Here is a 12,199-nt window from a genome sequence, read left to right on the forward strand (position 1 = left end):
ATATACACATGATTTATCTGCTGATTGATTAGCACTATTCCGCATCAAATGTGTGAATAGAACTAAAGCCCTTCCGGATATACCCAAAGTCAGAATGTTCGAAGGCCAAGATATTCAGAAAATCTACGTTGTCGTTGAGATCCCTTTTCTACTCCGTCTTGAGGACACAGAGGACGGTGAAACATCTCCGTATACGGTCAAAATTGATGGATACAATGTGGAGATGAATTTCAATAAAGTTGCAAAGGGAACAAATTCAGTAAATATGGCTGTCCAATCACATTCTGATCGGTTGGGCCGGGTTTCGTCAACCTCGTGCAGAGCTGAATTCGATTCCGAGTACATCTCCGGTGTTTTAGATGATGTTCAGGGATCTCCGATAGCTTCCGATCCAGTACTTGCTGCTGGATCTGGGAAATTTTCAACCGACCATCAACCAAAGAAGTTAGCCACAGATACGGTTCGTGCGATCAATAAATGTCTGCGGTCTTATCGAGAAATCACGGAAGAATATTGGTTAAGAGATCTGTTTGTGGAAGAGTTGCTCCATTTCGTAGTCTGGGGCGTGGATTCGAGTGATCGAGTATATCGCTCTAGTCGTACAATGACGCCCTCTCCCATGACTGGATTTGGTTCTACAATTTCGAACGACGAAGACCAGAAATTCAGGAAGAAAATTTCATCCGATCAGGATACTAATATTTTTCTCGAACTGGAGTTCAATGTCCGGAACGAGATAGATATTGGGCAGCACGATATAGCGGCCATCAATTCTTATAGGATTTTTGAGTTGTGGGTTAAAAATGCCACAGAGGAAATAATGATCGCGATGGGGAAGTCCCAAAATGAGATTGATGATAAGTTGAAAGATTCCAACGGGGAGTATGCTAGCCTGATGAATATAATTAAGAATATACTTAAAGACGATCCTGATGTGGAATACGACTTTTCAGCTAAGACAGAATTTGAAACCTGGGACTCAACGACTAATGAGTATCGTAATGAAATTATTCATGAAGGAACTAGCATTTCCAGAACCAAAGCTAAAATCGCTCATGAAAACACAGGTGCCGCATTGAAAGCCTTTTATTCAGACTTTTCAAGCGAATTATCAGGAACCAAGTGCGATATAGTGGGCTATCTTGGTGATCTAAGTTATATTCCTGACAAGAGCCCTTAAGCAAGCGGAGATGATGTGCCAGGAATTGGATTAAATGTCTGATAATTTACTTATAACTGGAATAGGGTTTATAGCGATGCTGCGCAGGGAAGTTCTAACTATCGAAGACGAACTTCGGGAATCCCTAATGACGACGGCGTTCGATTAAACTACAAAACCTCGACGGCTCACTGACTACGACTCGTACGTCGGCAACCGCGCCGACCGCGCGCTCCCCTCGACGAACGGGAGGTCGACGAGCGTCGCGGGCTCGTCGTCGCCGTCGACGCGCACCTGGAGGTTCTCGGTCTCGAGGTCGTAGTCGACCAGCGCGAGCGCGACGTGGTGGTCCATCGTCGGCGCGTTGACGACGCGGGTCAGTTCGCCAACGGACTCGTCGCCGTCGAAGACGGCGGCGCCAATTTCCGGCAATCCAGCTTCTCCTTCCTCTTCGTCGCCGAGTTCCGCGAGGTCGATGCCGACGAGTCGCCGGCTCGGACGCCCCTGGTTCTCGACGCGGGAGACGACCTCCTGGCCGACGTAACAGCCCTTGTCGAAGTCGAGCGCGTTCCGGAGGCCGAGTACGTTCGGGATCTGGCCCTTGAGTTCGTACTCGAAGGTCGGCGTCCCGGCCTCGGCGGTGAGCGCGTCCCACGTCCGGTAGCCGAACGGCGCGGCGTTGAGCCCGCGGTTGACCAGCGTGTCGAAGACGTCCCCGGCGACGTCGGCCGCGCAGACGACCTCGTACCCCTCCTCCCCGAGCGGGTTGTCGGTCGCGATCACCGTCACGCCGGCGTCGACCATCGAGCCGCGGACGAACGAGAGGTCGCCCTCGGGCGCGGCCGCGCCGTTGAGCACGGAGGCGATCTTCTCCGTGGAGTTCGGGCCGTGGACGCCGAAGACGCCGAACTCCGCGGAGGCGTCGCGCAGCTCGACGTCCTGGATGAACACCTTCTCCTCCCAGTCTTCGAGGAGCGGCTGGACGCGCTCCGGGGGCGTGAAGACGAGCAGGCGCTCGCCGGCGTTGTAGACGTACATGTCCGTCACGATCCCGCCCTGGGCGTCGAGCAGGAGCGTGTACACGCCCTGGCCGTCGGTTTCGGGGACGGCGTTGGAGACGGCGTTGTCGACGAAGTCGACCCGGTCCTCGCCCGTCACCGCGAGGATGCCGTACCCCATCTCGATCGTGCCGACGACCTTGCGGACGGCGTTGCCGACGCGCTCCGCGCGCCCGTAGGAGTCGACGACCTCGCGCCCGCCGCGGTCACGGAAGGTGGCGCCGTGGGCCTCGTGGGCGTCAGTAACCAGCGTCATAGGGACATACAGGCGAGGCGGGGACAAAAGGACCGTGAAACCGGCGGCGCGGGGGAATTCGGCGATTCGGAAGCCTGGTCAGAGCCCGAGACGGCGCCGGATCTCGTCGAGCCAGCCGTTGTCGACGCCGTCGTTTGGCTCCGGTTCGGGGACGACGCGGTCGTGGGGGTAGACGCGGAGGTCGCTGTCGGACTGTTCGACGCGGATCAGGCCGTCGTCCTTGAGCGAGGAGAGGGCGGCCTCGATGCTGTCGATGTCGGCGTCGACGGCCGCTCGCAGTTCGAACACGGTCATCCCCTCCTCCCCGCGGTCGACGAGCGCGTCGAGCACCGCGACCTGGGGCTCCGGCCGGTCGCGATACTCCGGCTTCGCTGCCATATCCACCACATTGGAACGGCGGGGTTTACGTCTACCGGCGACTCGTGTGAATTCTCATTTTCCGTTGGTCTTCGGCGCTCCTCGAGTGGGGATGGTCGTGGCACAGATGGCGGTTAGTTGAGCGTGTTCGGTTGATCGAACGTCGTCGCTTTGGTTACTACTCAGCATGTCGGAATAGGTCCAGCCGCTGAGCGGTCGCACTTATAAATAAACACGGTCGGCGTCGCCGGCGACACCACTCAGCACACCCAGAAAGCCCCAGCCGCTGACCGCTCGCGCTGCTCGCTGCGCGCCTCGCCGACTCACTCGCTCCCTTCGGTCGCTCATTCGTCGGCTGCGGTGCTAGCGTCGCAGGGCGTCCCGCTCAGCGGCTGCCCCTTTCAGTCCCGCCCTGGAGTGGTCGCCGGGGCACCGCTCGCGGCGGCTGGGTCGCCGACGACTTCCAACGGTTGTCCGGCGTGCGGTGCGGGTGGCGCGCGCGAGCAACGCGTGCGAGGGAGGCCGGCGCCGAGGCGGTGCGGTTCCGGCGCCGGCCGAGGCTGGGGAGGGGAGAGGTGTGCGGGAGCAAGTGCGGTGCTGAGGCGGTGCGGTGCGGTTGCGGTCGCGGTTGCGGTTGCTGTCGCGGTCCTGGCGGACTGAAAGGGCGAGTGCCGGTCGCGCCGGAGGGGAGTCGCTGCGACGACCCCTATCCGCGCCGGGCGGTGCTGAGAGGCGCGGATATGTCGCGCAGCGACCGCGAGCGGCCGAGGGCTTTCCCGCTGTTGTGGTCAAGTGCAGCAACGTCTGCACCTGTACATCCGATTTATAAGCAAGAGCGGCCGAGGGCTTTCATGCTGTTCCGGCCCAGTGTAGCAGCGTCTACACCTGTCCATCCTATTCATAAGCAAAAGCGGCCGAGGGCGTTCCCGCTGTTGGTAGCCAGTATATCAACGTCCGCACCTGCGGATCCAATTTATAACCGAGAACAGCCGACGTCGTTCTCGCAGTCATGTACAACGGATCCACACCCTTCTCAAATCGCCTCGTCAACAGAGACGTACCTCCTTTATAAGCAGAATATCACCCGGAACCGACGAGTATTCCCGGGCGGGTACACTACAATTTCTTCAAGATGAGCAAGGACAACATCGAGGTCCGCGGGGCCGAGGAGCACAACCTCAAGGACCTCGACGTCCAGATTCCGCGGGAGGAGTTCACCGTCGTCACCGGCCTGTCCGGCTCCGGGAAATCCTCCCTCGCGTTCGAGACGATCTACGCCGAAGGGCAGCGCCGCTACATCGAGTCGCTGTCCGCGTACGCCCGCAACTTCCTGGGCCAGATGGACAAGCCGCAGGTCGAGAGCGTGGAGGGGCTCTCGCCGGCGATCTCCATCGACCAGAAGAACGCCGCCAACAACCCGCGCTCGACGGTCGGCACCGTCACGGAGCTGCACGACTATCTCCGCCTGCTGTACGCCCGCATCGGCACCCAGTACGACCCCGTCACCGGCGAGGAGGTCGGCGAGCAGTCCGCCCAGGACATGGTCCGCCAGATCTTCGAGCTCCCCGAGGGGACGAAGGCGAAGATCGCCGCGCCCGTCGTTCGCGACCAGAAGGGCGAGTTCGAGGACCTCTTCGAGGAGCTCGTCAGCGAGGGGTACAGCCGCGTCGAGGTCGACGGCGAGCAGGTCGACCTGACGCTGGACGAGCCGGACCTCGACAAGAACTACGACCACACCATCGACGTCGTCGTCGACCGCGTGAAGATCGACGAGGCCGAGCGCTCGCGGATCACCGACTCCGTCGAGACCGCGCTCGAGGAGGCCGACGGCGCGCTGAAGCTGATAGTTCCGGACCCACCCGAGGACTCGCCGTTCGCGTCGAACGCGCGCTCGACGGGATCGCTCGCGGGCGACGGCGACGACCGGCTCGTCGTGGAGTTCTCCGAGGAACTCGGCAACCCGGCCTCCGACTTCCAGTTCTCCGAGATCGAGACGCGCTCGTTCTCCTTCAACAGCCCGTACGGCGCCTGTCCGGACTGTGAGGGGATCGGCAACACGAAGGAGGTCGACGAGGATCTGGTCGTCCAGGACCCCTCGAAGCCGATCAAGGACGTCTTCGAGGCGTGGAGCTACAACCGGTCGTACTACCGCACGCGGATCGACTCCGTCGCCGAGCACTTCGGCGTCAGCGTCGACACCCCCTTCGAGGAGCTCGACGACGACGTCCAGGAGCAGTTCCTCTACGGCACCGACGAGCAGGTCGTCTTCAGCCGGTCGACGAAGAACGGCACGCGCCGGAAGCAGAAGCGCTTCGAGGGCGTCATCCCGAACCTCGAGCGCCGCCACGTCGAGACGGAGTCGGAGTCGACCCGGGAGCACATCGAGGACTACATGGCGGTCACCACCTGCCCGTCCTGTAACGGGACGCGCCTGAAGGAGCAGTCGCGGCACGTCCTCGTCGACGGGACCTCGATCACCGAGGTGAACGAGATGTCGATCGGCGACGCGCGCGAGCACTTCGAGGGGATGGAGGCGAACCTCTCCGCGCGCGACCGCAAGATCGCCGAGGAGATCCTCAAGGAGATCCGCGCGCGCCTCGGCTTCATGGAGGAGGTCGGGCTAGAGTACCTCACGCTCGACCGCGAGGCCGCCACCCTCTCCGGCGGCGAGTCCCAGCGCATCCGGCTGGCGACGCAGGTCGGCTCCGGCCTCGTCGGCGTCCTCTACGTGCTGGACGAGCCCTCCATCGGGCTCCACCAGCGCGACAACGACCGCCTGCTGAACACCCTGGAGGGCCTCCGCGACCTCGGGAACACGCTCATCGTCGTCGAGCACGACGAGGAGACGATGCGGCGCGCCGACAACATCGTCGACATGGGGCCCGGGCCGGGGAAGAACGGCGGGGAGGTCGTCGCGCAGGGCGACTTCGACGACATCGTCGCGGCCGAGGAGTCCGTCACGGGCGACTACCTCGCGGGGCGCGAGGAGATCCCGGTTCCCGAGCAGCGCCGCGACCCCGAGGGCGAACTCCTGATCGAGGGCGCCCGCCAGCACAACCTCGCGGACCTCGATGTCCCCATTCCGCTCGGCGTCTTCACCGCCATCACGGGCGTCTCCGGCTCCGGGAAGTCGACGCTGATGCACGACATCCTTTATAAAGGACTGGTCCGGGAGATGAACAACAACACGTCCGTCGACCCCGGCGAGCACGACGCCATCGAGGGGATCGACGACGTCGAGACTGTCCGGCTCATCGACCAGTCGCCCATCGGGCGGACGCCGCGCTCGAACCCGGCGACGTACACGAACGTCTTCGACGAGATCCGCAAGCTGTTCGCGGAGACGAAGCTCGCCAAACAGCGCGGCTACAAGAAGGGGCGCTTCTCGTTCAACGTGAAGGGCGGCCGCTGTGAGGAGTGTGGCGGGCAGGGCACCGTCACCATCGAGATGAACTTCCTCTCGGACGTCACCGTCCCCTGTGAGTCCTGTGGCGGCGCGCGCTACAACGACGAGACGCTCGACGTGACGTATAAGGGCAAGACCATCGCGGACGTGCTCAACATGTCCGTCGCCGAGGCGTACGACTTCTTCGAGAGCCACAACGGGCTCCGTCGTCGCCTGAAGCTGCTGAAGGACGTCGGCCTCGAGTACATGGAGCTCGGCCAGCCCTCGACGACGCTGTCGGGCGGCGAGGCCCAGCGCGTCAAGCTCGCCGAGGAGCTCGGCAAGCAGGACTCCGGCAACACCCTCTACCTGCTCGACGAGCCGACGACGGGCCTCCACAAGGCGGACGAGCGCAAGCTCGTGGACGTGCTCCACCGTCTCGTCGACAACGGCAACAGCGTCGTCGTCATCGAACACGAGCTCGACCTCGTGAAGAACGCCGACCACGTCGTCGACCTCGGCCCGGAAGGGGGCGAGGGCGGCGGCAACCTCGTCGCGTCCGGGACGCCCGAGTCCGTCGCCCGGACGGACGAGTCCCACACGGGCCGGTACCTCCGGGACCTGCTGCCCGCCGTCGACCGTGAGGGTCCGCGCAGCGACCGGCGCAAGCCCGCGCAGGCCGCGGACGACTGAGCCGGCTCCACGCGCCGCTAGTCGTCGTTGGTTCAGCGACCGGTGCGCCCTTTTGGGACAAACCTTCATATCCTCGCCCGGTGAGAGGCCCCGTATGGAACGGGTCGAGGTCCCCCTGGACGACGATCTCGCGGGCGAGCTCGCCTCGTACGCGCGGGATCAGCACCTCGCGGAGGACGCCGCCGCCGAGCAGTTGCTCTCGGAAGCGCTCGCGGAGTGGCGTCGCGACCGCGCCGTCGAGCGGTTCGCCGACGGCGACCTGACCTTCGACCGGGCGGCCGAGCTGGCCGAGCTGGACCCGTGGGCGTTCGCTGACCTCCTCCGCGAACGCGAGGTGACCTGGGTCGACTCCGAACGGGTGGTCGCCGAACTCGACGGATGACCTTCGTCCTCGGCACCGCCGCGGCGGCGATGCTCGCCCGCGCGGACGAGTTCGACGTGCTCCCGGCGGTGCCCGAGGAGGTCCTGCTCGCCGAGCCGACGTACGAGCGGCTGGTGGCGAGCGCCCCCGACCGGCCCCCGGCCACCGCCGTCGTGCGCGTCGGCGAGGACGAGGGATTCCGCGTTGTGCCGGTGACGAACGACGACACCTTCGAGCGCCTGCGCCGCAACGACCGGCTCTCCGATCCCGACGCGGCCGCCGTCGCCCTCGCCGACCTCGTCGACGGCGTGGCCGTCGTCGACGAGCAGTACCTGGAGACCCTGGCCACGGCGGAGTCGGTGGCGACGACGACGCTACCGCGACTCCTGCTGGCCGCGACGGCCGACGGCGACCTGCGACCACCGCGGGCGCTCGACGCCTTCGACGACCTGCTCGCTGCGGGCTGGCACGGGCGGTCGGATCTGTACGCGACGTTCATCCGGGCGCTGGACGCGCAGTCGTAGCGCGCGGACGTTAGACTCTGTCCTCGACCTTCGACCGGATCCCGTCCTCGTCGGTGATGAAGTCCGCCGGCGGCGCGAGGTCGCGGCGCCCGCCGAGCGTGACGAGGAACAGGACGCCGATCCCGACGCCGTAGGCGGCCATCAGCGGCACCGTCACGAGGAACATCGTGAGGATGTCCGCGGGGGTGAAGATCGCGGCGAACGTCAGCATCGCGATGGTCACCTCCCGCCAGCGGTTGCGGAGCGCGTCGTAGGGGACCCCCGCCGAGTTGAGCAGCACCATCAGGACCGGGATGTCCGCGAGCAGGCCGATGCCGATGGTGGTGAAGATGATCAGCCAGAAGAAGTCGTTGATCCGGTAGGTGATCAGCATGTCGGCGTTGAGCGCGTCGGTGACGAGGTAGGAGATGAGCCCCGGCGCGATGTAGAGGTAGCCGAGCACGAACCCACCGACGAGCGCGGCGGCCAGCGAGCCGGTCCACACGTACACCTGCCGCTGGTGGCCACGGACGAACCCGCGCTCCCGCAACGCGGGCCACGCGTGGTACGCGATCACCGGGAGGGCGGCGAGGATCCCGGCGAGGACCGAGAACTTCACCATGAAGATGAGCGCCTCGACGGGGTGCAGCGTGATGACCGTGAACGAGCTGGTGTCGAGCTCCGACGGCACCCGGCTGATGAAGTCCCGTCGCACGTCGCCGAGCCCGCCGAGGTACATCCAGGTGAACGTCGACGCCATCACGGCCATGAACACCGCCACGATGCGGAACGCGCCGGAGCGCAGCGAGTCGGCGATGAACCGCAGGTCCGTGTAGTAGCCGCCGATGTCGGCCTCCTCGTCCTCGTCCATGATGCCGTCGAGGAACGTCTCGCTCGCGCGGGAAGCGCGGTCGCCGACGTCCTCAGTGACGCCGCCGCCCTCGCTCGCGGCGTCGCCGGCGCCCGTCGCGGATTCGGGTACGGCTTCGGCGCTTTCGCCCGCGGCACCTTCACCCTCCGCGGCTTCACCCTCGTCGCCGAGTTCGCCCGCCTCGACGGCTTCCTGCACCTCGTCGAAGCGGTCCAGGATCGCCTGTGCCTTCTCGGGGTCGTCGGCGTCCATCGCCGCCTCGGCCAGCTTGAGTGACTCCTCCTCGCTCATGTCGACGAACGCCTGGGGCGGTGCGGCGCGGACGCCGGCCGCGTCGAGGTTCCCGACGTCGATGGCGGTCGGGTCGCCCAGCTCCTGCTGGCCGGGCGGCGCCCGCATCTCCAGGTCGCGGTAGACGACGTAGAGGACGGCCAGGAGTGCGCAAAACAGCGCGGCCATGGTCGCGTAGAGGCCGACCGCGACGGTCGGCGCGACGCCGATCCCTTCGCCGGCCGGGAGGAAGCGGCGGGTCGTTCCGAGCGCGCGGAGCGCGTCGTTGGCGGCGGTTCGGCCGCCGTATCGGTAGAAGGCGTAGACGGCGGCGCCGCCGAGCAGGAGCGCGCCGGCGACGACGTTCCAGTACTCGCGGATCGAGGCCAGCACGTCGATCTGGTCGGAGGAGCGCCTGGCCGTCACGACGACCTTCGCGAGGTAGAGGCTGAAGCCGTAGAGCCCGATGAGCGGGACGGCCCACATGATCTGCGTGAACGGATCCGGCGGCGAGAACATCGCGCCGAAGACGAAGATGGCGACGACCGCGTGCCGCCACTTGTCACGGAACGTCTCGTAGGGAACGATCTCGGCGTAGGAGAGCCCCGTGATGAGCAGCGGCATCTGCCCGGCGAGCCCGAAGGACAGCGAGAGGAAGACGATGAACTCCGTCCACATCACGATGGAGTAGCTCGGGTTGAAGCCGGCGTCGAGGCCGAAGCTCGCCAGGAAGTTGAACATCACCGGGAAGAACACGAGGTAGCCGTACGCGGCGCCGACGGTGAAAAGCACCACCGCCATCACCGCGATGATGGCGATCTTCCAGGGGGAGACGGGCGAGGTCGGCCACATGTCCCGTTCCTTCAGGCCGTCGCGACCGAAGTAGATCAGCGGCGGGACGGCGAAGAGGCCGCCGATGATCATCCCGATCTTCGCCTGGAGGAGGATCACCTCGAACGGCGTCTGGGCGATGATCTCGAGCTCCTTGGCGATCTCGGGCGGCATGTTGGCCCGCGTGACGCCCTTCAGGGCGTCCCAGATGTAGAGCCGCAGTGCGTAGAACGTGCCGATAAAGCCGACGAGGAAGACGACGAAGACCTTCTGGAGATCCTTCTGGACGGATCGCAGAAACGTCCTGGCAGTTTCCTGCCCTTCCGCCAGCGTCTGCTGGGTATCCTCGTCGAGGGCACTCGACATACCGAACGCGAGGTCCGTCCCAGTTATCAACCTTTTCGAACACGTCCGTGGTCTCGCGCGTGCGACCGCCGCCTCTCACCCGGGTCGCGGCCGTTCGTCCGCTCGCCATCGACCCTATCGGAAAAGGCCTATAATAGCCGGGCGTTGAACTCCCGGTGAATGGGCGACGACCCGGATCCGTCGAACGACGAGTCGTCGGACGACGAGACACAGCCGTCGACGGCGGCCCCGCCGTCCGCGGACCCCGATTCGGCACCCTCGGATAGCGACGAGTCCGTCGCTAACGACGGAGAGGGCGAGAGCGACAGCGACGTCCCCGACGATGGAGCGAACGGTGCCGCCGAGGACGACGTTGCCGAAGATGCTGCCGAAGAGGGCGTTGCCGAAGAGGGCGTTGCCGAAGAGGACGTAGCCGAAGAGGACGTAGCCGAAGAGGACGTAGCCGAAGACGCCGACGAGGACGACGGTTCCGAGGACGACGCTGACGAGCGAAGCGGGGCCGCTGCCTATGCCGATGACGTCGCCGACGGCGACGAGGAGTCCGACGAGTTCCCGGATGCGGAAACGGTCAAGGAGGACGTTTACGGCGGTGACGACGACGGGGAGTCCCTCTGGGACGAGGAACCGGACGACGCTGCCGCCGCGGCCGGCGACCCCGGTGCTGACGTGGAGGCAGCCGACGCCGACCCCGGTCCTGACGCGGAGGAAGACGATGTCGACGCTGACGCCGACGATGGCGAGTCCTTCGAGGAGCAGCTCGAGCAGGCTCGGGAGAACAATCCGCCGCTCGACCGCGACGAGGCCGAGGAGAACCCGAGCATGGTGCCGGAGTCGGACCCGTACGGGATGAACGACGACGGCGACGCTGACGCCGACGGCGACGACGGTGCAAGCACTGCCGACGACGGGTTCGACGGGGACGACGAGGACGAGTTCCTCGAGGGCCCGGAGACCGACGAGGAGATGCCGCTGGCCGTCCACATCGAGGAGATGATGAAGCGGCTGGGCGTCGTGTTCCTGTTCGCCGGCATCGCGACGGCCATCGCGTTCCCCTCCGCCAGCGAGCTGATCAACTACCTCTGGAGCTACCACATCCCGGCGCCGATGGAGAACCGGCCGCGGCTGTACGGCCCGCTCGAGCTCGTTCTCACGCGACTGAAGGTCGCGGGCATCCTCGGCGTGATCGTCGGCCTCCCCGTCTTCGTCTACGAGTCGTACCTCTTCATGCGCCCCGGCCTCTACCGGACGGAGCGCCGCTACTACCTCGCGGCCGTCCCGACCAGCCTCGTGCTCGGAGCGATCGGGATGGTGTTCGCCCACTTCCTCGTGCTGCCGGCCATCTTCGCGTACTTCACCTCCTACACGACGGGCGTCGCCATCGTCGCGTACGGGCTCGCGGAGACGTTCAACCTGATCGTGATGCTGATCTCGTTCATGGCCATCGTCTTCCAGATCCCGCTTTTCATCATGCTCGCGATCATGATGGGCCTCGTCACCCGCGAGTGGCTCGAGGACAAGCGGCTGGTGTTCTGGGGGACGTTCTTCGGCATCGCGTTCATCTTCAGCCCGGACCCGACCGGGATGGCCCCCATCATCGTCACGCTCACGATGATCGGCCTCTACGAGGGCACGCTCGCGCTGCTGCGGTGGACCGGGAACTAGACCCGCGGCGTCGCCGTCGCCGGCGGGTCGACGTTGGTGTCTGAGTGCGAGTAGCAGCTGTGCTGGGTCAGTTTTTCGACAATCCCGCTGACCGCGGCGAACGCGGCGGCGACGAGCAGGTCGACCGGCTCGCTGCCGACGAGCGGCACCGCGACGACTGCGCCCACGGCGCCCATCAGCGTCGTGTAGTGAATAACCGGGATCTTCTCTCGAAGCCCGGCTGCGAGAACAGCCGGCTCGTCGCGGAGATGGCGTACCACAGGAAGGTGCTCCCGGTCTCGAACCCCGGAAGGCCATGGGACCCCCCGATCGAGCCGCCGGCCGCGTCGTTTTCGGGCACTCACCGCATCGATTGTGACATAGAAACCATAACTCTACATTGAGTCAAAAATTTCGACATGCGGCAGTCTTTACATCATCCGAGCCT

At 64.8% G+C, this 12,199-nt stretch carries 9 protein-coding genes; 5 read left to right on the forward strand and 4 right to left on the reverse strand.

The window, feature by feature from the left end; genetic code table 11:
* Window positions 1-94 precede the first annotated feature (94 nt).
* Window positions 95-1,180 carry a hypothetical protein gene (locus tag ACQE3M_RS04045; protein WP_430504195.1) on the forward strand — a complete coding sequence of 362 codons (1,086 nt, stop codon included), beginning with the start codon at window positions 95-97 and terminating at the stop codon, window positions 1,178-1,180.
* 174 nt (window positions 1,181-1,354) lie between these two features.
* Here ACQE3M_RS04045 and ygfZ read toward each other — a convergent pair whose 3' ends face one another.
* On the reverse strand, window positions 1,355-2,473 hold the full coding sequence (ygfZ, locus tag ACQE3M_RS04050) for a CAF17-like 4Fe-4S cluster assembly/insertion protein YgfZ (RefSeq protein ID WP_430504196.1): 1,119 nt from the start codon (window positions 2,471-2,473) through the stop codon (window positions 1,355-1,357).
* Between the two features lie 78 nt (window positions 2,474-2,551).
* Window positions 2,552-2,851, reverse strand: coding sequence for a DUF6432 family protein (locus ACQE3M_RS04055; RefSeq protein ID WP_430504197.1), 300 nt, complete (start codon window positions 2,849-2,851; stop codon window positions 2,552-2,554).
* 1,111 nt (window positions 2,852-3,962) lie between these two features.
* Here ACQE3M_RS04055 and uvrA point away from each other — a divergent pair.
* The 3 genes from uvrA to ACQE3M_RS04070 all read left to right on the forward strand — a co-directional run bounded on the left by uvrA (window position 3,963) and on the right by ACQE3M_RS04070 (window position 7,793).
* A complete protein-coding gene (gene uvrA, locus ACQE3M_RS04060; protein WP_430504198.1) occupies window positions 3,963-6,908 on the forward strand; it encodes an excinuclease ABC subunit UvrA in 2,946 nt (981 codons plus the stop codon).
* Between the two features lie 94 nt (window positions 6,909-7,002).
* On the forward strand, window positions 7,003-7,290 hold the full coding sequence (locus ACQE3M_RS04065) for a UPF0175 family protein (RefSeq protein WP_430504199.1): 288 nt from the start codon (window positions 7,003-7,005) through the stop codon (window positions 7,288-7,290).
* Window positions 7,287-7,793 carry a PIN domain-containing protein gene (locus ACQE3M_RS04070; RefSeq protein WP_430504200.1) on the forward strand — a complete coding sequence of 169 codons (507 nt, stop codon included), beginning with the start codon at window positions 7,287-7,289 and terminating at the stop codon, window positions 7,791-7,793. The genes ACQE3M_RS04065 and ACQE3M_RS04070 overlap by 4 nt, the downstream gene beginning before the upstream one ends.
* Window positions 7,794-7,803: 10 nt before the next feature.
* Here the strand turns inward: ACQE3M_RS04070 and tatC (ACQE3M_RS04075) are convergent, their stop codons facing one another.
* Entirely contained in the window at window positions 7,804-10,110 is a 2,307-nt protein-coding gene (gene tatC / locus ACQE3M_RS04075; protein ID WP_430504201.1) for a twin-arginine translocase subunit TatC, read from the reverse strand.
* A gap of 159 nt (window positions 10,111-10,269) precedes the next feature.
* Here tatC (ACQE3M_RS04075) and tatC (ACQE3M_RS04080) point away from each other — a divergent pair, with 159 nt between their 5' ends.
* Complete coding sequence (tatC, locus tag ACQE3M_RS04080; RefSeq protein ID WP_430504202.1) at window positions 10,270-11,772, forward strand: twin-arginine translocase subunit TatC; 1,503 nt, start codon at window positions 10,270-10,272, stop codon at window positions 11,770-11,772.
* On the opposite strand, the gene ACQE3M_RS04085 is transcribed toward tatC (ACQE3M_RS04080), so the two are convergent.
* Window positions 11,769-12,032, reverse strand: coding sequence for a DUF7973 family transport facilitator (locus ACQE3M_RS04085; RefSeq protein WP_430504203.1), 264 nt, complete (start codon window positions 12,030-12,032; stop codon window positions 11,769-11,771). The two genes, tatC (ACQE3M_RS04080) and ACQE3M_RS04085, sit on opposite strands and share 4 nt — an antisense overlap.
* Window positions 12,033-12,199 lie beyond the last annotated feature (167 nt).

The sequence above is a fragment of the Halosubterraneus shenae genome (genome assembly GCF_050510935.1).
Taxonomy (GTDB): Archaea; Halobacteriota; Halobacteria; order Halobacteriales; family Haloferacaceae; genus JBDGPU01.

Coding starts and splice junctions, on each gene's coding strand:
- tatC (WP_430504201.1), bottom strand. CDS start 10,110: ATGTCGAGTGCCCTCGACGAGGATACCCAGCAGACGCTGGCGGAAGGG.
- ACQE3M_RS04065 (WP_430504199.1), top strand. CDS start 7,003: ATGGAACGGGTCGAGGTCCCCCTGGACGACGATCTCGCGGGCGAGCTC.
- ygfZ (WP_430504196.1), bottom strand. CDS start 2,473: ATGACGCTGGTTACTGACGCCCACGAGGCCCACGGCGCCACCTTCCGT.
- uvrA (WP_430504198.1), top strand. CDS start 3,963: ATGAGCAAGGACAACATCGAGGTCCGCGGGGCCGAGGAGCACAACCTC.
- ACQE3M_RS04045 (WP_430504195.1), top strand. CDS start 95: ATGTTCGAAGGCCAAGATATTCAGAAAATCTACGTTGTCGTTGAGATC.
- ACQE3M_RS04070 (WP_430504200.1), top strand. CDS start 7,287: ATGACCTTCGTCCTCGGCACCGCCGCGGCGGCGATGCTCGCCCGCGCG.
- ACQE3M_RS04055 (WP_430504197.1), bottom strand. CDS start 2,851: ATGGCAGCGAAGCCGGAGTATCGCGACCGGCCGGAGCCCCAGGTCGCG.
- tatC (WP_430504202.1), top strand. CDS start 10,270: ATGGGCGACGACCCGGATCCGTCGAACGACGAGTCGTCGGACGACGAG.